Source organism: Photorhabdus australis DSM 17609, from assembly GCF_000711895.1.
GTDB classification, from domain to species: Bacteria; Pseudomonadota; Gammaproteobacteria; order Enterobacterales; family Enterobacteriaceae; genus Photorhabdus; species Photorhabdus australis.
The window spans coordinates 107,316-129,279 of the sequence record NZ_JONO01000006.1 but is presented as its reverse complement, the minus strand read 5'-3'; the positions used below and the strand labels follow the sequence as shown (position 1 = coordinate 129,279).

The following is a 21,964-nucleotide window of genomic DNA, read 5'->3' as shown; positions in this document are numbered from 1 at the left end:
CCCTCCTTGCTAATTTTTATTTTTGATTTCAATTTATCATTACTAAAATTACTTTATTTATTGCCCTAAGTCATCCTAACGTAAGGCTTATTTGAAATGTCTTAAAGTCTTAGAATCCATAGCTTGAACCCGTGGTGCGTACCATCCGGTAAGTCCACAAAAAGTCGAAGCTTACCGCCCACCCCTTCTACAAATCCATTTAAATTCAATAAGATACTTGAATTTTCATCATCAATTTCCGTATCTTCTTCATACCCTAAACGGGAAGATAGCTCCGCAAGCTGAATTTGAAGTAACTGATGAGATACCTTGCTACTTGCTGACTTTACAAGTTCAGGTAGTTGAGAAGCTATGATCTGCTCCAAAGTTCGCCCATTTACTTTCCTCCTAGGCATGACCATCACACGAACTTTCACATGTGAAAGTTCTCAGACCGCTGACAAACCTCGCTGAAAATCACGAGGTTTGTTTCTTTCATGATGAAGGATCATGCCACCCATTTTCCTCATTTATCCGGTTTTATCGCCCGGCAGAGGGTATTTTGGCTCCTACTGCATTGACTCTGCGCGTCCTCCAGAGATAAAAACAACATAGCATTGCGACCAGCAATGCTATCTTCTTGATATTTTGAGCCGTTGCCGCCAAAAGACACTGTATTTTCACTTTCAGCCCCCCCCGAAAACGGGCATAACGGTACCCATGATGCTGCTTCGCATCCGCAAAACTGCGTTCTATCATCTCCTTTCGCCGTTGGTAGGTCTTTTTACCCATGACGTTAGCCGGTTTTTCCTAGTCTGCTCCTTACTGTCCTCCCAGACATGACAGGTGATCGTTTTGCCCCCTTTGGCCTACGTACAGGACGCACGTTTCGGGCAATACTGGCAGATATCTGTCGCAGCTTGATAATACCGGTATCCCTCCCTGCTGGTCGTTTTATAAATCAACTTTTCGCCCTAGGGACACACATAACAGTCCTGTGGCTTATCATAGGTAAAATGCTTCTTCTGGAAGACGTTTGGCCCCTTATTCTGGCGGCGGTAACCGATTATCGGAATGACGCCTAACTGTTCCGTTAAGTAACAAATCGGGGCCGTAAAATAGCTCGCATCCAGCCCGACCGCGAGGGGATTTAAAGAGAATCGCTTGAGCTGACGCGCCAAGCGTTCAATAAAGGGTTGGCTGCCGTGGGACATTGCCCGGTGTGGCGTAGGTATCGGTGATGATGCCGACTTACCCATCCACACTACGGTGGTCAAGATAAAAGAATCCCCTGGGTTTGTTGGTCCGGTGCATAAATCCGCTTTCCAGATCGGGGGGACTGACCTTCGTCTTTCTCTGCCGTTCCTTATGGGCTGGCTTCAGACTTTTTTCCGGCCACGGCCCGGTCTTCATTGACGGCTTTATCCAGTGCGTCAAAATAGGCACCAGGGGGCACAGCACGTTGTTCGCTCCTGGATTTATGCGAATTGACGCTGGCTTTCAGGTGAGTGCTGTCAGTATAGAGTACCCACCCGCCGACCAATCCTTTGGTCATCGCCTGTTAGACAATGTGGTTAAAAATCCGCTGGAAGACGGCAGTATGATTGAAACAACGGCGGCGATTCTGACTCAGGGTTGAAGCATCCGGAACCTTCTCAGTCAATCCGAAGCGCAGAAACCAGCGGTAAGCCACATTCACCTGAATTCCCTGTACCAAACGGCGTTCACTGAGGAGCCCAAAGTAAGTAGCCGAGTAACATCATTTTAATCAGCCTGACCAGATCGATGACTGGTTGGCCATTATTGTGGCAATACAAAGACGCGACTCATTCGCGAATAAATTCGAAATCAATGGCGGCATCGATTTTACGGACCAGATGATTTTTGGGCACCAGCTCATCAAGCGAGAGCGTTTCTGGCGGGAAAGTCTGGGGAAGGGAAGTTCTTAACATAGCGGCAAGCTCCGTTTGGTGAACGGAACTTAATTAAAACAAAGTGCCGGATAAAAAACCAGCACTTTGTCAATAATCTGAGCCCCTTATAAATAAGGGCATTGGTTTAATTTCTTTACACTTTCACTCTTAGGTGAACTCTAAAAAGGGATCGAATCATCAAAATCGATTGGCGGTTCATTTCTACGAGTCGGTTCTGAAGAAGACGAAACAGGTTGTGGTTGTCCCCGGTCACTTGAACGAGAAGGTTCGCTTTGACCGCGACCACCCAGCATCTGCATTGTACCTTGCTGACTAATCACCACCTCCGTGCTATACCGATCTTGCCCACTCGTCTTGTCAAACCATTTACGGGTACGCAACTGACCTTCAATATACACCTGGCTGCCTTTTCTCAGATATTCACCAGCAATTTCAGCCAGTTTGCCGAAAATGACTACCCGATGCCATTCGGTACGCTCTTTCTGCTCTCCGGTTTGTTTATCCCGCCAGGTTTCCGAGGTTGCCAGTGACAATACCGCCACTGCATCACCCTCTGGCCGATAACGCACTTCTGGTTCTTGTCCCAATCGTCCAATAAGTATCACTTTATTCACGCCACGTGAAGCCATGTAACTTCCCTTTCAAAATGTAGATGAAAAAAATTCCCCGAAAAAATGCACTCCGGAGAGACTTCAGGGGCAGTCAAAATGAATTCTCTGCATAATGCTTTTGCGAAGACTTATTCTGTACAGGCGGCACGGATTCAGGTTTTTCAGCTTTATAAACCATCTCCTGCCCGATTTTGATCCAGTCAATTTTAATCAACCGCGCTCTTAAACTGACACGCTGTTCACCGGCATGCTCACCCTTGTTCAACGTAAAAATCCCGGTAGACGGCTGACTTAATGTGAAACCCAGTAAGACTTTTTTGTCCTCATCAACCGCTTTCTGACAGCGGCTGATTAAGTCACTGTTTTCCTTACCGGCAACCGTGACATCAAAGCGAACGTAAGACGGATTCTCTGTTGGTCCACTCAATGCATTGATGACCGCGCTGAAAAAACTGCCATTCGGACCATTCACCTTGCGGACATTGCTGAGATACCCCAATCCATTGATATTCAGGTTGAAATATTTATTTTCAGTGGTAGTTGCAGACATGATGTTCTCTCCATGAAGTGAAAAAAAGAAACGACGGAGAACACATCACCACGACGGGAAGTGATGTTTCCCGTCGGGAAGCCAGTGTCAAACACCGGCTATCTGATAAGTTAAAAATACACCTTCATCACTGTTATCAGTGATACCCGTTTCCAAAGGATAAACGGGTTTACCGCCCGCAGGCACCATCTCTCAGGCTACAATGGCTTTATGACAGGTCACACGAAAGCGTCAGTCTCAGACCTTTCTGACATTAAGAGCAGTCACCCAAAGGCATTCCTCTCAGACTACGGAAATATTGGCGATTGTCCGAAGACAACAAGTTATCCCACGCATTTTTGAATCAGGAAGCCAGACTGTCAACGAGGAAAATGATTTTTGGGAAGCGGTAAAAAATAGCGCCGCCCAAAGGACGGCGAGAAATCTGCACTGACATGTGGTACAAGATGGAAGCTAAGTAGTCTCAACAAACTCCAGGGACATTCAACTATCCCAGCGCGGCTATTTACCAACCCTTCAAAGGAAGCCGTTTACCGGACTGACAACAGAGAAAATCTATGCACGACTTGCCTGTCAAACCGCAATCGTGGGGTGCAATGTATCAAAGCCAGTTTACCTTTCCAGATCTCAGCTTAGGTACACAACAAAAAATCAGCTCACCCTGTCATTGCCGGTTTTTTCGGTACGTTCTTATGCCGGGTAGATCTGGTTTTTCTTTTTCCATCGACGGTGCTGACTACCCCACTGCATTCCGGGTATTTTATACACCCCCAGAAAACACCGTTTTTTCCCTGGCGTTGACGCGTCACGCCTCCACACACCGGACAAGGCAATGAAGGCGGCGGCGTGATCACGACTTTCTGCGCCTGAACCTGCTCCACTAAATATTGGGTCCATTGTATCTGACGAGCCATAAAATCCGGCAACTCCGCCTGTCTCTGAGCAATATCATCCAACGCCTGTTCCCACAATGCAGTCAATCCAGGGTTGGTCAACGCGGTAGGCAACGCGGCTATCAACTCGCTGGCAATCTGCGTAGCGTGGATATACTTGCCCTTTTTCGTCAGATAACCCCGTTTAAACAACGTATCCAGTACCCCTGCCCGAGTAGCCTCCGTTCCCAGCCCGGCATTGTCCTTCAATACCTTCTTAAGTTGTGGGTCACTGACAAAAGCAGCGGCATTTTTCATCGCTGCAATCAATGTGCCCTCCGTGAAGTGAGCGGGTGGCTGAGTTTGCAACATGCGTAAAGTAGCCTCATTAACCTGACATTGACTGCCTTTGACCATCGACGGCAAACTTTCTCCCAAAGAATCGTCTTTCCCGATAGATGCCGATTCACCTTTACCCGCTGAAAACAATACTTTCCAGCCAGGAACAATCACTACATTGCCCCGGGTACGAAACAATTGTCCACCGATATCAAAAGTCACTTCAGTTATATCCATTTCATGCAGAGGAAGGAACTGTACCAAATAATGCTGACGGATAAGCTGATACACTTTACGCTCATCATCCGTCATCTTCTTCATATCACAGGGCTGTTTTGTTGGAATGATACCGTGGTGTGCCGTAATTTTTTTGTCATTCCAGATACGCGAAATCAATGTCCTGTCCAGACTATCCACCACAATCCGCATAGCCGGATCACTTTTAACCACAGCATCCAATACTTGAGGGATTTCCGCCTGCATAACCGTAGGCAAATAGCCACAATCTGTACGGGGATAAGTGATAGCCTTATACGTCTCATACAAGTTTTGAGCAATATTCAGTACTTGCTGAGCCCCCATACCCCATTTTTTTGAACACATCTGCTGCAAGCCACCTAAATCAAATGCCAGCGGAGCCGCATGCTTTTCCCGTTTAGTATTGATTTCCAGGACCGTAGCCGTACCAGCTTGTTGGCATAACTTAACTACTGTCTGGGCCACATTCTGATGAATACAACGTTTTTCGTCATCACAATAGGTCGCAGCGGGTACCCAATCCGCCCGGAAAATTCGTCCGTCAAGCTGAAGGTTAGCCACCACCTGCCAATAAGGTTTAGCCGTAAAGGCGATAATCTCCTGATCTCGAAAGACAACCAGTGCCAAAGTGGGCGTCTGAACGCGTCCAATAGACAAAATGTCACTATATCCGCATTCACGGGCTTTCAAGGTATAGAGTCGGGTAAAATTCATGCCGATGAGCCAATCCGCTCTGGCTCGTCCCAGTCCCGCTAAATACAATGATGCCGTTTGTTCACCGGGCAAAATATTAGCAAGCGCCGCACGAATACTCACCTCATCCAGAGCAGACAACCACAAACGGGATATTTTTCCCTGAAACTGGCAATAATCCAGTAACTCCCGGGCAATCACTTCTCCCTCCCTGTCAGCATCAGTGGCAATCACCACCTCGTCTGCCTGTTTCAGCAGACGACAGATAACAGTAAACTGGTCAGCTGTCTCCTTTTTGACCACCATTTGCCAGGAGGCCGGCAATATCGGCAACACTGACGCCCGCCAGGGAGCGCCATATTGCTCCCCGTAAACTTCTGGGCTAGCAGTTTCCAGTAAATGTCCGATTGCCCAAGTTACTGTCACCCCCGGACCCGTTAAATATCCCTGCCCGCGCTTTGTTGCACCTAATACCGCCGCAATATCCCGCCCCTGAGACGGTTTTTCACACAGAAACAGTTTCATCGCTTATTTCTGCTTTACCGTACTTTTTAATGCAGGAGAAAAAATAGAACGCTTTTCGCCCCGCATAACCGCCTCATCCGGCAGCCCCAAACGGGTAATAGCTTCCCTGCCGACAAGGGTTTGGGAAAGGATATCGTCACGAGTAACAGCAAAACTACGGTACGGCTGGACAGCACCGTAGATTTGGCGTACCCAGTGCCCCCCTTTTTTTAAAAACCCGTCACACTGTTGACGGGAAATCAGCGCATAATGGTGCGCCTGCAAGGCTTTCATCACCAGTTGATCATAACCCACTAATAGCCAGACACAGCGGTAACCCAACGGAGTGCGACTGTAGACACCAATATTGAGCGGGGCGACAGAGGCAATCTCAGATAAATGGATCTGAGCAGGTACCCCCGAGAGTGTAGCCGCCAGTTCCGCTAACACTGCCTGCATCTGGTCATGAGCCGAAGCGAGCTTAGTTTCCAGTGCCAACATCGCCATATCGGCATACGGATTATCTATCAGGGAATCCTGACTGATCCGACCTGCTAGTGAGAAAAATCGCGGCATGCTAATAATCACCGGTTTATTCTTTTTGCTGCTTTCATCCCGGCGACCATTCCACAGGCTGATAGCGTAATGAGTATGCAACTCAATGGTAAGTGAGGAATGCAGTGCGCCTGAGCGAACAGCATGTGCCTCTTTAGTTTCAGTCATGGTACATTCTCTCTGTGACATAAGGATATCGCTGAGATAGTTGCGTTATCAGGCTGTGACCACAATTCAAAACTCTTTTTTACTCACCCAAAAAACATGATTGGTATCTAATAGCCATATGATTAGACTCTAATCACTGTATATTTTTCGAACTATGATTAGACTCTAATCACCACCTGAATAAAGAACTATTGCCGTGTCCGTCGTTTTGTCAAACAATCCGATAATATTGGAAAGTATTCCCAGCACAGTGCTCAACAACACAAAAAAGTATCCCATTGAAATTTATTAATATTTATTGGCCGAATCATAATTTGAAAAATCGCGATTCCTTCACTGCATGACTGTTACGGCATATTCATAGTGATATGGTGGATATCGTATCCGCTTATTTATTCTTCATAAAATTCTGCCGGATTTCAGCAATCACTTTTTTCATTACGGCAGGATTGGCCTTTCTTTGTACATCTGGCAAAGAAGGTCTGTCTTTCTGACCGCTGGCAGGCACAGGCTTTTTCATGCCGGGGTTTTCCCCCTGATTTGCTGTACCGGGGCTTCTCAACTCCCCCAGCCTGGCACGCTTCATCAGTATCAACAAGTAACCCACTGGTTTTTTTAACGAACCGTTTTCCAATGGAGCAAGCAGGCTATCTAACACCAAATTCCGCTGAGCAAGCGGTAATGCCTGGAGTTGTTCCGTCAGCATTCTGATGTCGTCATCAGAGAGCTGATTTCGTAACGCTACAGGCAACAAATGCTCAACAATCGGGTTGTCACCATCCGATGGGGCTACGTACGTATTTTTATTCACACTGTGTGTGAAATAACGTACGTAACCGTTCGGTTGCCGAACTCTGTCGTAACTCGTTGATTTTAGACTGAGTTCGGTTTCCGAATTCGGGTTATCATCTCCTGTTCCTGTACTGAATTCGGATCCCGAACCTGGTCTGTTCCGACCTTTTTGATTAAGTTCGGTTTCCGAACCCGGTAAACATGCAGCCTGTAGCGCCGCCATTTGCTGCGGCGTTTGTACCTGACCTAACCGATTTTCCAGTAACGCAATGCGGGAACGGCGATGGCGCATCATTGGGTCATCTTTAATTTCCATCAATACCGCCCAGGCAGTCTGACTAATGGCACGATTCTTGTGACGACATGCCTCACCCACCGTATCCAGCCAACTCGGATCGAGTGCTTCAGCATCATGAAATGTCAGAGGCTCATCATGCTGGGCGTAGATGTTTCCTCTCACACGCCCCTTTTCATCCCTGACGCGTTTGCACAAACTTAGCCAGCCGGTTATTCGCAACATCAACAATACCCGGCTGACGGTTTCACGGGAGGCTTTACCACTGTGTGGAGAAGCCAGCTGCAATTGCAGTTCATCATAGGTAGGGAAAACTGCCCCTGCATTTTGTTGTGCATACAGCCGTATCATTATCCAGGCCATCTTATCGAGCGGAGACAATCGGGTATCCAGAATTAACTGACGGGGCATAGCATCATGCACGTTCCCCAGATACAACAACCCACTGCGCAACTGTTTTTTTTCATCACCCTCAGCTTGAACTGCCAGTCGTGCATTCATTTGCTCTAACGTAAAAGCAATCAAGCTATCGGGAGACAAAGGGGCTTTCCGTGCGTTATTTCCAGATTTCATTGTTGTACCGCTCATGTGTCATCATTTCCCAGTCTTGTCCCCCATTGCGACTCAGCAGCCGCCAAAACCGACCAATGTCAATTTTTAAATGATTGGCATCCCTGCCTTTGCCTTTCGCTCTGATCCGAGTGTAATTTTTGCTACCCTGTCGATAACGTTTCAATTGTTCTACCGCTTTCTTTCTATAGACGAGTGGTACAGAACAGGGGGCCAGCAACCCCTGAGTGATCTCTGTCTTTTTCACCTGTCTTGCCGTCCCTGACCAACTTCAGGTTTTACTGTGTTCTTTTCGTCTTCAATCCAGCCACGTACAGCATTCCAGACTGCCGTCAGTGACACTGCCAGTTGTTCAGCGGCCTGCATCATCACATCCAGTCCATCCGCACTATCCAGATCAGTGACATTCGCTTTCCATAGTCGCCAGACCTCAGCACTGTCTTTATCTGTCAGCATCAGGCATCGACCCTGGCGAGCTTCAATCCCTAACATACGACGACGGGAGCTGACTTCAACCGAAGTCAGCCCAAAGTAGTGCTGCATCAATTCAATTGAGCCGCCCAATACCAGTGCACGGTCAAGACGTTGCAGGCGTTTTTGTTCACGTCGGGCTTGTTGCAGCATTAACGCAAAATTTTCATGATGGATACGAAGCGTAAGGACTGACACCGGGCTATTCATCAGATAATGCAAGTCTTCCACAGTCAAACTGTGTAACATCCGCATTTCTTCGTCCATCAAACCCAGTGCTTCACAGCGACGGAGATAACCCGATTTCAACTCCATGACCAGTTGAGTTAACAAGGCGTTGGCTACCTGGGATATCTGGCTCATAAGGCACCTCTCTCAATGCAATACGATACGTCTGAACAAAATTGGAACACATAAGATCTGAACTTACCCACCACGATGACCTCCGGTAATACGTCTGACCTGTTCCCAATGCTCAGCATTTTCCTGACATCCAACACACAACTGGACCCCCGGCAAAATCTGCCGACGTTGCTCATCAATCCGATCACCACATCCTTCACAATATTTCAGTGACACCCTACCGGTATGCATCTCACGCCGTACAACAGCTATCTGTTCTTCCAGCCACATCGTAGTAACAGCCTGAGCCCTCGTGTCATCAATATCATCAGACATTGCAATTCCCCTCTGCTGAGACGACTGACAACTCACGTTGCAGTTCACGTAACCGGCGCAACACCCGAATAAGACGCATAAATTTCACTACCGCGACATCAGGCAATACTGGAGTGTCCTTGTCAGACCCGACAAACCAGGCTCCCAACATGCCTATACCTGTATCTGCCAATTCACCGTTATGGTCACTCTCCCCCGTCAACGACAACAGCACCTGTACAAAACGTGATGCCGTATGGGAATAAGCTAATCGATAACCCACTTCACAGGCCGTATCTTTAGCTTCCTCAAGCTCATCCGCTCCTCCCATCTCTTCGGCTAACTCGAATGCCAAACGAAACGCCATATCTTGTAAATGCTCAATATCATCTCGTACCGGTGAGATAGACCAGATATCACTCACTGGCTCCAGACCAGTTTGTGCAAAACTCAATCCATCATATGGCGTAGGCTCTGTTAATAATGAAGTTTGTGGTGGTGTTGGAAGACAGTGATTCAATTCACTTAAAGTAGAGGGAACTATCTGCGATAAAGGTGCTGATACTAAAGGCTCAATATCTTCCTTATCCTGTATTGTCGATAACTCACTGGATAAAGTTGGCCGAGTTTCATACACATCAAGCTGAACTTCAACTTTGGGCGGTTTGGGCGGACAAGCTTCATATTCCTCAGTCTTTTTACCTTCCTGACATTCGATAACATCCCCATGTGACTCAGGTTCCACTGCCGAAACGCAGGCAGCGCTTTTAGTCACAAGAGGTACCGACTTTTCAGGCACTTCAGCGGCTTGTCTATCCGCATCGCGCAAATGTTCAGCAATAGGAGGGGGCTCACCAAATAACTGACGACGGTTTCGCTCTTTAGGATCGAGCTCCAATAACCAGCGATCATAATTAAGGGCAGGATGTGGCAAAGCTTTTATTAATTCCCCAATCAGTTCATCCCGTAACATGTCAAAAGAATAGAGTTCAGGATTATCAAAGCGCTGACATACCTCACCAAAAACTGAATCGAAGTCCTTCCCACACGATGCCTCCGAAGAAAAACTATTCCAGGTTTTTTGAGCATCAACTCGTAAAGACAATATGTTTACTGCTTGCGGACGCCCCATACCCGATATCAACAAATTAGGCATATGAGGATATAAATATTGCACCGTGTTATGCATCTGACTAATGCTGGTTTGTGATATTGGAAACCCTTCTTGTTTTAATAAATCTGTCAATTCTCGTTGTGAGATCGGTCTTCCCAAACATTTCTCATGCATAGAACTTGCGTTAAAAACACCAAGCGCTTTCTCTATAAACGTTAAATCCCCCCGAACATCATTTTCTGCCAGATGCCCAATGACACACTGCAACCGACCAGGCCAGGGTTTAAACAAACAAGGGATTCGGAAAAAACGTTCCTCACCCGTTTCTTTCCATAATTCGCATAGGATTTGGTAACGGGTATTGCCTCCATCACTGAAAATGTAAACATTTCCACCGTCTTCCGGATCTCGCGTCACTTTCGGTACAGAATCCAGTCCTCTGGCACGAACAGAAGCTTTAATATCGTCAAAACGGGGATTACGGCTGAGGCGAGGATTATCCGGGTTTGGCTGTAATTCATCTAACGTTAATACCATTGGCATTTCTGCCATAGGCAAAACAACAGTACTGGTTAGTGATTGTGGTGTTTTGCCACGTTGAAGTATTGCATCGCTTAGAGAGGTTTTATGCTTACTCATATATTTCCCCTTCCAGCACCAAGATCATAATACCTCTCTGTAAGATCACTAAACCGGGTACAGGTGCCATCAAACTGGATCTTGACTGTTCCAATCGATCCTTGGCGATGTTTACCAATAATGATTTCAGCTACCCCAATATCCGATGTATTGGCGTCATACACTTCATCCCGGTAAACAAACAAGATCAGATCAGCATCTTGCTCTAGCGCCCCCGATTCCCGTAAGTCACCGTTATTAGGACGTTTATCTGTACGCTGCTCTAGTTGACGATTAAGTTGTGAAAGCGCAAGTACTGGGCAACCCAATTCTTTACCCAGTGCTTTCAATCTACGGGAAATTTCTGCAATTTCCTGGGTTCGGTTTTCCTGCTCCGGGCTTCGGATAAGTTGCAGATAATCCACCATAATCAATGAAGGTCGACCGTATTTGCGCACATTTCTGCGGGCACGGGCGCGTAATAAAGCCGGGGTCTGATAACTGCTGTCATCAATTATCAGCCGATTTTCCCATTGAATTAGCGTCTCCATTGCTCTGCTAACCCGTGCCCAATCTTCATCATCCATTAATCCACTACGCAGGCGTTCAAGCGGAACACGTTCTAACATGGACACCATGCGCATCAATAATTGATCCATCGGCATTTCCAGACTAAAAATCTGAGCAACAGCATCAGGGGCACTCTCCAGTGCGCTCAGACAGAAAGCCAGTGCCAGTGCGGTTTTCCCCATAGAAGGCCGACCGGCCAGCAGAATAAGGTCACCCGGCTGAAGACCACAGGTTTTTGTATCCAGTTCACTAAAGCCTGTCGGAGTACCCGTTATCCCATTACCGCCATTAGCCTGTCCTAATTTTTCAATCAGCAAGCCCAGCCCTTCTTTCAAGCTAATATCTTGGTGCACTGCTTTCTGCTCAGACAGCGTATATAAACGCTGCTCAGCCATTTCGGTAATGTCAGTAAACTCAGCGCAAGGATGACTAGCCTGAGCACTCATCTCTCTTCCCAGCATAATCAACTGACGCAAGCGACTTTTCGCCTGAACAATTTCCGCATAAGCAACAATGTTTGCCGTACTCGGTGTGTTTTTGCCAAGTTCAGCTAAATAGGCAAATCCCCCAACCTGTTTTAGCTGCTCCTTTTGCTCTAAAATTTCAGACAACGTTAGTACGTCAACAGGCAAATTGGCCGCAAACATGGTTGCGACAGCGCCATAAATCCGTCGATGAGCGGGCAGGAAAAAATCATCAGCATGTATCAGTGGTACGATTTCATCCCATCGATCATTATCCAGCATCAACCCACCAAGAACGGCTTGTTCAGCATCGCAAGAATACGGTTGTTCAATACCATCCGGTAAAGGAAAAGGGTCACCCATTCTTCACCCCCTTATTCGCAATCAGTGCATCAAACTGTTCATGCCACTCAGGGAACAACTCACAAGCCAGACAGTACATTGTTTGTGCGGCTGCGGGACTTTTACGAGTGGTTTTGTATTCAAGACGGTGAACAGGCTGGGCACGTACGTGACCCAGCTTATAAATATCAAGCAGATCGATGCGGGTTTTCAGTAATTGATATACTCTTCGCCCACCGAGAGAGGACGTATCGTAACGTTTATGCTCGATAATATGGGCCAGTTCATTCAACGTATCGCGGTCAAGATTAGTGCCTTCAATGCTGTTCGCCAGTATCTGAATTAAAGGTAATCGAATACCATAATTTTCAAACGGTTGCAGTCGCGTCAACATACGCAACGATCCCCGCAGAAATTCACGTACATCCGGCAAAATGGGCTTAATCACCCCCAATACAAATTCAGTGGCTGTCAGCACAACCAGCTCCGCCATGACGCCAGTAGCCCCTTTGGAATCAATGATGATAGCGTCATACTGGCTGAACAAAGGATGCTGCAATATATTCTTCAGTCGCAAACGTCCATCAGGTGCATGAAGCATGGCCGTAGGCAGAAGTTCATCGGGATCATTGGAAATGATGACATCCAGATTGTTTATAACGGAACGGGAAATGATCTGATCTTTCTGATCCAAATCAACAGATTGCATAAGAAGCTCATACAAACCTGCTGGGGCTTCGTACTCAAGTGCAAAAATACTACTTGAAGTGGGTTGAGAATAATCAGCGTCAAGAAGGAGAGTTTTGAATCCGGCATCAGCAAGAAAACCGGCTAAGTTGGCAGCATGTGTGGATTTACCTTCGCCACCTTTAGGCGAAATTACGGGAAGTATCTTCATTTTGCACACTCGAATTTAAGTAATTCGAAGAATGCAGATAAGTCAGTTTTATGTTACAAAACATCAACATCTTAGCAAGAGGATTTTCAATCCTCGTGTCGGTGGTTCGATTCCGCCTCCGGGCACCAATTCAAAGTGCGTTGGTTGAGAGATGAGAAAACTCAACGAGCGTTCGATACCGGAACCTGAAAATGCATCGTATGGTGTTATTCAATCATGCAATATTTCGATGTTAATAAAAGGGGATTCCAAATCCAGGGTATCTGAGAAATCAGATGTCCCGTTTTTTTTGATCGCAATATTTACAAGTTCCATTGCAACTGTTGCGTATTTTCATCCGCGGAGATCACCCAATAACATCCATCGAGATCGGGTAATAACCTCCTGTGTCAGCATAGTTATCGCCCCAATTTTTAAGGAGAACTACTATGCCTGCACATGCAGTACCGATTGATGTTAAATAATAAGGGATTATTTGGCTTCTTCCTCCCTATTGCTGGTCCCACAGACAGATAACCCCTTGTTCGGTCGCTGTAGGAATAGCCATTACCGAAACGAGTGATAGAAGGGCACGTCAATTACTATGGCGTTCCCTTCAACAGCAGAGCATTGTGTCAATTTGTGGAAGAAGTGAAGCGGATGTGGCTGAAGTCCCTGAAACGGCGAAGCCAGCGGCACAAAATGACGTGGTCGCGTTACAGTCAGCTGGTGAATAAATGGATATCGTCCCAATTGTGCATACTTAATAGGTCTATAAATTAATAATAGCTTCCCCGCCTGCAGGAACTGCAATAATAGCAGTTCCTGCAACGGCAACTTAATAAAAATTATTGTTACTTTGTCATCTCATCTATTAGCCCATGAATGATCACAACCATTAGCAACAAACTCACCAAGTTTAAGCATCTTATTGCGAGGCCCTTGTATAAATAGCAGCTCTTGTCCAGTCATTTGCTGTTTTTTGTTTTTAAATGTATCCTGTTTCATTTTATCCCAAGTAGCCGATAAGTTACGAGAAGAAAGATCAATTTTTTCGTATAGTGCCTGTGTAAAAACATCAGGTCCGGCAAGTTTCAAAATATTTTCTTCACCACGCTGATAGTTCTCTACTGCAAGCTCAAGCGTCCTGGTGATTACTGGGTGTTCTTTTATTACAGCAATTGGGGTATTAGGAACGGCCCTTTCTTTGGAACTGTTTGGTTCATACTCACGCTTAAATCCTATGCCACCAGGAAAGGATAATTCTCCAAATGACTTTTGCTGTGTGTCATCTATATCCTTATAGATCCCCCCCTCATTTGCTAATACAAGAAGGCGTAATAAATCACTTGCCTGCGCATATTTTTGATTACTGATAACCTTCTCATAATATTGAAAGGCAGGATGAGAACTTATACTTGAAAAAGAAGGTAACTCCCTTAAATCAGTGACACTGACCTCACTATTAACAAATTTACTTTTCAAATAATCTCTTGCGGATTCATGTCCTTTAATACCACTATCATAAATGACACTGGTTTCGTAATCCGGGTTTTTACTGGCTGTTTCAAGCGATAAGCCTACATTTTTATCCGATATATTGTTTGTCCCAATCCATATCATGTGTATTTTTTTCGGAATATTAATATCTCCTAATGAAGAAACTGCTTCCTGCATCTTTGTATTAAAACGTTTTTTAGCCGAGGGGCCGAAGCATGAAAGGGATGGAATTAAGCCATTATTATCCCACAACGTCACCGGATTATTCCTGACCATCCTGAACAGGTTCAGTCCGTCCACCGTCCCCGCTGGGTCAGCGCTTAGCCAGCGGCCTGTCCACGGCTGATAATACCGGTAGCCATAATAATACAGCCCTGTCGCATCCCGCTCCTTGCCCGAGTACCGCACGGCCTTGTAGTTCGCCTCAATCTGGCTACGTACTGTCCATACCGCCGTGCCGCCATACGGATAGTACTCCTCCATGCTGATGACGTTCCCGTCTCCACCCAGCTCAAGCTGGCTGCTGCCGGTCAGGTTATCGTAACTGTATCTTATCTGGTCATTGCTGATACCATCCGGCCTGCCGCTCTCCCAGTGCAGAAAGCGCACCTGCGCCCGCCCGGCTTCACCCACGGTAATCACCTGCAGGCTCTCCGTTTCCGTATCGCCGGATTTTGTACTCCTCAGCTCAAGTCCCGACAGGTACAGTGCCCGCTGCGTCTGCGTACTGTTACCGGTTTTCTGCACGCTGACTTTCAGTATTCGCTGGCTGCCTCCCTCATAGCGGTAACTCTCCTGGTCATCAGTGGTGCCGTAGCGCACCACTGGCGTCACCTTCAGCAGCTCGTTACGCGGCGTCCAGACAAGACTCTGTCCCGGCTGCAGCTGTTTTTGTTGCCCGCCCGCCGTGAACAGCGCGTCCACGTCTGCGGCGTTTTCGGTCAGGGTACTCAGCACAGCTCGGTTGCTGCGGTCGCTTACGGTGATTTCTGTTGTGTAACCGCTGCCGGTTGCCGGAGAATGGCGTACCTGCGTCAGGTTGCCGGCAGCGTCATAGGTGTAAGTTCGGGTGTAGCTGGTATATGCAGAACTGTCGGTGAGAAGAGGGACGGTGACAGACGGTAAGCTGCTACCCTGCTGGCCGATATTCGCCATCTCGCGCCCGGTGGCGCAAACCAGCTGGTACAGGCTGTCATAGACGTACGTGTTCTCCGGCACCACTTTCTGGTTGCGCCAGAAGCGGGTCTCTTCCGCATCATTGCTGATTTTCAGCACGTTACCCACCGGGTCATACGCATAGCGCAGGTCCTGCAGTACCTTCGCGCCCGACGCATGTCCGGCCGGACGTTCCGTTCTGATACCTGTCAGGCGCTGCGTCTCCGGCTCGTACGTATACGTGGTCACCACGCCGTTACCGTGCTCTTCGCGCAGCTTCTGGCCGGCGGCGGAGTACGTCAGGGATTTCACGATGACCTGTTCCGTGCCTCCCTTCACCGTCAGCCAGCTGCCCGTCAACAGGCCGGCCACATCATACGCCACGCGCTGTATGTTGCCTGCAGCATCCGTGGTGGTCAGGGGCGCGCCGGTGGCATCTGCCGTGGTCAGGGTTTTGTACTCCTTTTCATCCAGCAGTTCGTTCCGGGCGGAGTCATCCTCATCCTGCCAGTCTGCAACCATGCCTGCGTCATCTGCATTTTTTAGCAGCCGACGCGTGACGGAGAGCAGCACACCGTTTAGCGCAATACTGTCCACCCGATTCAAACCCGCCGGGTCGTAATGGCTGACGCACTGCCCGGCGAGGTTCCGGTCTTTTTCCTGCTGAGTGTGACCGGCATACACGAAGCGCTCCGTGATACGGGGCTGCTCACCTGCGGTCTGTTCAGTGACACTCAACAGGCGGCCCGGCAGAGGGACTCTCTCATACTGCCAAGTGCGGATGACAGTATTCCCCCTGTTATCATCATCAAAACCGGTGACAGCGAGAAACGGGCGACTGGCAATATCGTTCAGGGCCACGGTGATACCGGCATCTGCACTTTTTGTCTGCAGTACCTCACCGGTCAGGGCCGTAAGGTAGGTGAAGTTAGGTTTTACGTGTTTGTCTGTCTGTTGTGCGTCATACAGACGCGGGTCGGTGCTCTGTGTCAGAAAACCGCGCACATCATGCTGATGGCGGGTGATGCGCTCATCCGTGATGGCCGGCGTGTCCGGATGGCGGTGATAGGCGATATCGCGCACCGCCAAACCACGGTTGTCGAGGACCGTAACCGTCGGGGTGTGCTTGAAGAGTGAGTAATCTGTACTGCTCATGGCAGCCTCCTTATATTCTTATGTTAAGCCGGTCACCAAACCTCCGGCTGCTTAAACGGGTAAAGTTAACGCAGACAGGCCGTCCGGATATATGCCTGCGGGAATTTCAGTTTTTGCTGATCGCGACGGATCCCCTCCCGGACAGTGAGAATGTTTCGTCTGCAGCGAATTCGATGGGGGCATCATAGCCCACGCGGCGGGTGGGGGGAGGTTTGCCGGTCTCGAACACCGGACATTTGCCGGCGACATACAGCCGGTGAGTCCCAGTAGTAAGCTAAGTACGCAGAGTATGATTTTCATTTTCTGCATGGGCCAGTTCCTCCATATGCTGCAGGTCCAGTTCGGTCAGCTGTTTTTGACGCTGTTTCATTTCACCGGGAGCCGCGGCCTGCTGTCTGGCCACCGTGTCAGCCAGCTGCGCTTTGTCGCGCCAGACGACCACCTGGCGGTGATAATATTCAACGGGCCACCCCAGGGCAGAGTAAACATATTTGCGTAAATTCATTCCTGTTTTTATCCCCGTTCGGCCATCAATGACAGGTAAGACTGTCATCACCAGGGGCGGGTTGTATAGCTAAGCCGGCAGCAATGGCTGCCGGCCTGTTACTAACGATGCCGTCAGTCTTAACCGGCCATCCGGTTGTCTGATGCGGTGTCGTTTTCATCTTCGCTGACCGCAAACCACGGGGTCAGCAGGGAACGCTTCAGCCAGCCTTTTGCCGTCAGCACCTGATATTCGCGCCCGACCGGGTCGTAATAATGCGTGTCGGCATACAAATCCGTACGGGCGCTGTCATCACTGACATACCGCCAGTCATTCAGAAAATAGGGCTGATAGGTGCGCACCGGTTGTCCCTTATTGTCATACTCTGTGCGTCCAGTGACGGCCCAGCGAAAATCCGTAGCTGCCGTTTGTGGCGTGCCGTCCGTCCCCACCATCAGCGAGCCGTCATCCGCGCGCTGCCAGGCTTCACCGGCCGCCTGACGCACCGCGGTCTGCAGAATGCGACCGAAGCCATCACTGAAGACCACCTGCTGGCGGACCTGCTGGAAAGCCTTTTCCTTTTCACTGTCATAACGGTCGGTGGTGAGCGTGACCACGTGTGGCGGTATTCCTCGGCCCTCTTGCCAGCTGTCCGTGATGTACAGCATGCACTGCGCCACCGGGAGGGGCGCTAGCAGACTGAACATCTCATCTGCCGTGCCCGGCAACGTCAGCGCAGCATCGCTGTACCCTGCCTGTACGCCATTCTCCGTCCCGCTTATCCGCAGGCTGGTCACTCGCCCGAGCGCATCCAGGGTCACGGTATGGACATTGTTATTTATGTCAGTCACCTTCACCGGCGTCAGAAAACGGTAATCATATTCTGCGCCGGTCATCAGTCCGGCGGCATCCTGATACTGTGTCACCACACAGTCATGGAGGTCACGGGTGACAACACCGGCCCCGGTCAGTTCGGTTTCCCGGTATGACACCGGCAACCAAAAATGTTCCGCTGTGGCGTATGTGGTGTGCCCGTGACGGGCCGTCCACAATGGTAACTCGTCTTGACGGGTAAACAGATAAGCCGTCTGCCGGTAACCAGCAGCCTGAAGATGTTCTGTCGTGATACTGCCGGCAAGCGTCTGCACGATATCCGCATCAAACACTGCCGTGTCGGTAAAGGCTACCCGGGGCGGCAGAGCCGGGACGCCGGTGGAAGCTTCATTCTGTGCATCCAGATACCAGACTTGTTGCTGTCCCACGAACGTGTCAGCCTGATCATCTACCAGCAATCTGTCTGACTGCTGCAACACTTCCAGGGTCAGGCCGCCGGCAGGTATAACCTCGGATGAATAGATGAACCCATCGCTGCGCATGCCATCCGGCAGCCCCAATATCCAGGTTCCCGTCTGGGTATCGGTCAGATAATGCCAGCAGCGCTGCTGCAGTGTCAGGCGCAGGGCCTGCTGCTGTTCATCATAACTGCTGGCAAACAGTGTCTCCGGCAGCGTGTCCGGATACGGGCTGACCGCCGGTTTAGCCCGACGCGGGTAGTTGATGCTCACCTGGCGTAGCGGCTGGCCGTATTCATCGCTAGCCAGTAGGACGGACTGGCTGCACTGCGGGTCGCTGCTGACCCGTTCATACCCATATGTGCGGCTTTCCACCACCGCCGGCCAAACCACCGGATACGCTCCCTGGGCCTCAATCAGCCGCACTTGCGGACGGGCTTCCGTTACGGTGTACGGCACGCCGGCTTGGTGGCTGCTATCTTCCCCATACAGCTCGCTGCGCAGCAATATTCCCTTCAGCGCCCGATTCATCCAGAACGTGGTAGCGTCATTCGGAACGTGCGCCTTTTCATCCTCTCCACTGCCAAAGGTGAAGCGCGGGGTGAAGCCGGTAAAAGCATCCTTGTCACCCGGCCAGTATTCCCCAGGCAGCTGCTCATCCACCGCCGGCAGGCCGGTGGCATACCAGCGGCGGGTCAGTGACGGGAAAGCGGTTTCCGGCGCACTCCCCTGGCTGGCTGTCACCACGGTATCCCGCAGTTCTGCATAACCAAAACCCCGAAACTCCCGTTCCTGTCCGTCCCAGACACCGTGCTGATAACGCATTTCGCTGACTAACCGGTTACCGGTGATTTCATCCACCGATTCCGTGCGCCACAGGGTATGCAGGGCAAACGGCAGGTAACAGGGGGGCTCGTCATTTCCCCGCGCCCGGACCGCGGCTTTTTCGTCCAGCCAGCACTGTGCTGAACTGCGATAATGCAGGGTATGCCGGGCGCCCATATTGTTATTCATTGCGTTCAGCAGCCAGGGCTTATCGGCTGACAGATGGCAGACCCAGTGGCGGGGGACCGGATGCGGTATGCTGAGCAGCAGGCTGGCAACACCCAATCCCTGAATATCGGCCACCTGCAGGCTGCAGGTAGGGTCATAGCGCACGCCATCCGGCAGCGGGAGAATAAACGGGTCAGCGAACCGGTTACCACTCTGGTTCAGGTAAATTGCCAACCGGTCTGACTGCGCATAAATCAGGTCCATGGTGCCGGAACCATCAATGTCTGCCAGGTACAGCCGGTCAGGGGTAAAGGCTTCCGCCGGCTGGCAGAAGCCGGGTACCTTAATGGGCTGACCAAACTTGCCATGCCCCAGATTGGGCCAGTAATCCACGCCGTCCGCCCTGACCTGAACCAGATGCTGCTGCCCGCTGCCCGGCAGGTCGCTGAAAGCCACCAGGGTCCGGTCATCCGCACCGGGCACCGGCAATGTCACCCCGGCAGACTGGATAACGGTCTGGCCTGTCTTCCAGCCATCCCCATCACCGGCATACAACCGTACGCTGCGCGGGCCAATCAGCACCATATCTGACAGCCCCGCCCCCAGAATGTCGGCCAGCTGGGCCTGCGGATGGGGATACTCCACTGGCAGGGCGGACAGCGGCGTGAAATGCCGCCAGGTCCGTTCCGGCGTGCGGTCATAATGTCCGGCGATACCGGGTGCCGTCACCACCCACTCCAGCCGCCCGTCGCCGTTCAGGTCAGTCAGGGTTGCCCCCTGTCGCAGTGACGGTATGACCGGCAGCGGAGTGGCATCCGCCCAGGTGACGGCGTTAATATCTTCGCTGTCCTGCCGCTCTGGCGCCCGATACCACCAGGCACCTCTATCCTGATACAGCACGCCAGCCAGCCCCTCCCCGTTCAGGTCAATGAGCTGGTAAGGCTGGCGGGGATTCACTTTGTCCAGGTCATTACGCGGCTGCCATTCGACCTTTTCCTGCGGGGGGAAGGTCTGCCAGCTGAACGTCAGCGGCGGTAAGGCCCGCACGGTCCCATCCGGCTCATACGCCTGCTGATGTACTGCCGTCAGGGTGCTGATGGACGGGCTTTCGTGATATTCAAGTCGCAGGCAGGTAACCAGTGCCGGGGTATCTTCCCCCGATGCCGTTCCGGCCAGCGTCTTGAGCCGGTGGAACATCAGCACCTGACGACACAGGCGGCGGGTGCGCAGGTCAAAGCCGTACTCGTAACCAGAAAAGCAGTCCTGACGGCACGCCCACGCCCTTTCAGGCGGCCAGTCAGGCACAACAGACAATGACGCGGGACGTTCACCGTAGTCCAGAACCAAAATAAACAACCAGCCGGCAGCCAGTGGGTCATCGCCCCCCAGTCCAGGCAGGTGGCGTCCGGCAGTCAGGTTACCGTAGTGCACCGCCGTCAGGTAGCGCTGTGCCAATGCTGACGGATGGGAATGGGTCTCAGCGGCATCGCAATCATCATCGTTTTCAGCCCGGTACTGGTAGTAAATCTGTTCGCCGGTCAGCGACACCGAGGACTCCAGCAACCAGACGGCAATCTGTGCCGGGTCAGCCGGGTTATGGAGGCGCGCCTGCGCGTTCCTGCCCAGCAGATGCACCTGACCGTCCTGGCTATACAGGACCCAGAAATCGTTTGCCGTCCCGTTTTCTTCCGGCTGCCAGTATTCCAGCCGGGAAAAATTACTTTCGCTGCGAGCGCGGTAAGTGCCGACAGTGAAGTGGCCCCCCGGCTGAATTCCCAGCAGGGTGTCAGCGCGGCGCTGCACCGCCGGGCCGTCAGAGGTCAGCACCGGCACCAGCACCTCACCATCCGGGCCGGTAAATTCATCCGTGTCATCATAGGCCGGCACACCCTTTTGGGTACGCCGCCGCACGGCAGGCAGGTTCATGTTCCAGCCGATGCCAAAGGGGCCGTTACCGGCCCGGCTGTGGTAGCTGAGCATCAAGGGGGGCGCATAACCCCGTCCGGCAGAGACCGGCAGAGGGAGGCTGAGTACGGCAGCGCCATCCGGGCCGGCCCCGGCCATCTCACCCTTCAGGCCGGTTATCGCTCCACCCCCGGCAGGCAGAGCCGGCGGGTTCAGACGCAGTTCATCTGAATTTTGCATTATAAAG

At 50.5% G+C, this 21,964-nt stretch carries 16 protein-coding genes and 1 pseudogene; all 17 read right to left on the bottom strand.

What is annotated here, in order from left to right:
• Positions 1-101: 101 nt before the first annotated feature.
• The 17 genes and pseudogenes from BO26_RS03080 to BO26_RS02995 all read right to left on the bottom strand — a co-directional run bounded on the left by BO26_RS03080 (position 102) and on the right by BO26_RS02995 (position 21,957).
• Positions 102-416, bottom strand: a complete 315-nt coding sequence (locus BO26_RS03080) for a hypothetical protein (RefSeq protein WP_201771237.1) — start codon at positions 414-416, stop codon at positions 102-104.
• 103 nt (positions 417-519) lie between these two features.
• Positions 520-1,931: pseudogene (locus BO26_RS22630) on the bottom strand (IS1182 family transposase).
• Positions 1,932-2,071: 140 nt separating this feature from the next.
• On the bottom strand, positions 2,072-2,542 hold the full coding sequence (gene ssb, locus BO26_RS03065) for a single-stranded DNA-binding protein (RefSeq protein WP_036768650.1): 471 nt from the start codon (positions 2,540-2,542) through the stop codon (positions 2,072-2,074).
• A gap of 73 nt (positions 2,543-2,615) precedes the next feature.
• The gene (locus tag BO26_RS03060; protein ID WP_036768649.1) at positions 2,616-3,074 is read right to left on the bottom strand and encodes an STY4534 family ICE replication protein; all 459 of its coding nucleotides are present in this window, start codon (positions 3,072-3,074) and stop codon (positions 2,616-2,618) included.
• 656 nt (positions 3,075-3,730) lie between these two features.
• The gene (locus BO26_RS03055; RefSeq protein WP_036768648.1) at positions 3,731-5,761 is read right to left on the bottom strand and encodes a DNA topoisomerase III; all 2,031 of its coding nucleotides are present in this window, start codon (positions 5,759-5,761) and stop codon (positions 3,731-3,733) included.
• A gap of 3 nt (positions 5,762-5,764) precedes the next feature.
• Positions 5,765-6,463: a PFL_4669 family integrating conjugative element protein gene (locus tag BO26_RS03050; RefSeq protein WP_036768646.1), complete on the bottom strand. Its 699-nt coding sequence runs from the start codon at positions 6,461-6,463 to the stop codon at positions 5,765-5,767.
• Between the two features lie 388 nt (positions 6,464-6,851).
• Entirely contained in the window at positions 6,852-8,123 is a 1,272-nt protein-coding gene (locus BO26_RS03045; RefSeq protein WP_236637239.1) for an STY4528 family pathogenicity island replication protein, read from the bottom strand.
• Positions 8,107-8,367 (bottom strand): ParE family toxin-like protein, encoded by a 261-nt coding sequence (locus BO26_RS03040; RefSeq protein ID WP_036768643.1) that lies wholly within the window; start codon positions 8,365-8,367, stop codon positions 8,107-8,109. Before BO26_RS03040 ends, BO26_RS03045 begins: the two co-directional genes overlap by 17 nt.
• Entirely contained in the window at positions 8,364-8,954 is a 591-nt protein-coding gene (locus tag BO26_RS03035) for a DUF2857 domain-containing protein (RefSeq protein WP_036768642.1), read from the bottom strand. Before BO26_RS03035 ends, BO26_RS03040 begins: the two co-directional genes overlap by 4 nt.
• 63 nt (positions 8,955-9,017) lie before the next feature.
• Positions 9,018-9,269: a TraR/DksA C4-type zinc finger protein gene (locus BO26_RS03030; RefSeq protein ID WP_036768640.1), complete on the bottom strand. Its 252-nt coding sequence runs from the start codon at positions 9,267-9,269 to the stop codon at positions 9,018-9,020.
• Positions 9,262-11,001 (bottom strand): ParB family protein, encoded by a 1,740-nt coding sequence (locus tag BO26_RS03025; protein ID WP_036768639.1) that lies wholly within the window; start codon positions 10,999-11,001, stop codon positions 9,262-9,264. The genes BO26_RS03030 and BO26_RS03025 overlap by 8 nt, the downstream gene beginning before the upstream one ends.
• Positions 10,998-12,377, bottom strand: a complete 1,380-nt coding sequence (gene dnaB-PI / locus BO26_RS03020; RefSeq protein WP_051690850.1) for an SPI-7-type island replicative DNA helicase — start codon at positions 12,375-12,377, stop codon at positions 10,998-11,000. The genes BO26_RS03025 and dnaB-PI overlap by 4 nt, the downstream gene beginning before the upstream one ends.
• On the bottom strand, positions 12,370-13,254 hold the full coding sequence (locus tag BO26_RS03015) for a ParA family protein (protein ID WP_036768637.1): 885 nt from the start codon (positions 13,252-13,254) through the stop codon (positions 12,370-12,372). The genes dnaB-PI and BO26_RS03015 overlap by 8 nt, the downstream gene beginning before the upstream one ends.
• Before the next feature lie 846 nt (positions 13,255-14,100).
• Positions 14,101-17,043: an RHS repeat-associated core domain-containing protein gene (locus tag BO26_RS03010; RefSeq protein WP_081861824.1), complete on the bottom strand. Its 2,943-nt coding sequence runs from the start codon at positions 17,041-17,043 to the stop codon at positions 14,101-14,103.
• A gap of 51 nt (positions 17,044-17,094) precedes the next feature.
• Positions 17,095-17,292 (bottom strand): lysis system o-spanin lipoprotein Rz1, encoded by a 198-nt coding sequence (rz1, locus tag BO26_RS23020; RefSeq protein WP_236637241.1) that lies wholly within the window; start codon positions 17,290-17,292, stop codon positions 17,095-17,097.
• Between the two features lie 25 nt (positions 17,293-17,317).
• Positions 17,318-17,596 (bottom strand): lysis system spanin subunit, encoded by a 279-nt coding sequence (locus BO26_RS03000; RefSeq protein WP_036768634.1) that lies wholly within the window; start codon positions 17,594-17,596, stop codon positions 17,318-17,320.
• Positions 17,597-17,667: 71 nt separating this feature from the next.
• A complete protein-coding gene (locus tag BO26_RS02995) occupies positions 17,668-21,957 on the bottom strand; it encodes a SpvB/TcaC N-terminal domain-containing protein (protein WP_036768633.1) in 4,290 nt (1,429 codons plus the stop codon).
• Between the last annotated feature and the right edge of the window lie 7 nt (positions 21,958-21,964).

Bases quoted from the DNA above. Each gene is read 5' to 3' on its own strand.
- BO26_RS03060 (WP_036768649.1), bottom strand. From the start codon at position 3,074: ATGTCTGCAACTACCACTGAAAATAAATATTTCAACCTGAATATCAAT.
- BO26_RS03055 (WP_036768648.1), bottom strand. From the start codon at position 5,761: ATGAAACTGTTTCTGTGTGAAAAACCGTCTCAGGGGCGGGATATTGCG.
- BO26_RS03000 (WP_036768634.1), bottom strand. From the start codon at position 17,596: ATGACAGTCTTACCTGTCATTGATGGCCGAACGGGGATAAAAACAGGA.
- BO26_RS03015 (WP_036768637.1), bottom strand. From the start codon at position 13,254: ATGAAGATACTTCCCGTAATTTCGCCTAAAGGTGGCGAAGGTAAATCC.
- BO26_RS02995 (WP_036768633.1), bottom strand. From the start codon at position 21,957: ATGCAAAATTCAGATGAACTGCGTCTGAACCCGCCGGCTCTGCCTGCC.
- dnaB-PI (WP_051690850.1), bottom strand. From the start codon at position 12,377: ATGGGTGACCCTTTTCCTTTACCGGATGGTATTGAACAACCGTATTCT.
- BO26_RS03035 (WP_036768642.1), bottom strand. From the start codon at position 8,954: ATGAGCCAGATATCCCAGGTAGCCAACGCCTTGTTAACTCAACTGGTC.
- BO26_RS03050 (WP_036768646.1), bottom strand. From the start codon at position 6,463: ATGACTGAAACTAAAGAGGCACATGCTGTTCGCTCAGGCGCACTGCAT.
- ssb (WP_036768650.1), bottom strand. From the start codon at position 2,542: ATGGCTTCACGTGGCGTGAATAAAGTGATACTTATTGGACGATTGGGA.
- BO26_RS03030 (WP_036768640.1), bottom strand. From the start codon at position 9,269: ATGTCTGATGATATTGATGACACGAGGGCTCAGGCTGTTACTACGATG.
- BO26_RS03045 (WP_236637239.1), bottom strand. From the start codon at position 8,123: ATGAAATCTGGAAATAACGCACGGAAAGCCCCTTTGTCTCCCGATAGC.
- BO26_RS03010 (WP_081861824.1), bottom strand. From the start codon at position 17,043: ATGAGCAGTACAGATTACTCACTCTTCAAGCACACCCCGACGGTTACG.
- BO26_RS03025 (WP_036768639.1), bottom strand. From the start codon at position 11,001: ATGAGTAAGCATAAAACCTCTCTAAGCGATGCAATACTTCAACGTGGC.
- rz1 (WP_236637241.1), bottom strand. From the start codon at position 17,292: ATGTCGCCGGCAAATGTCCGGTGTTCGAGACCGGCAAACCTCCCCCCA.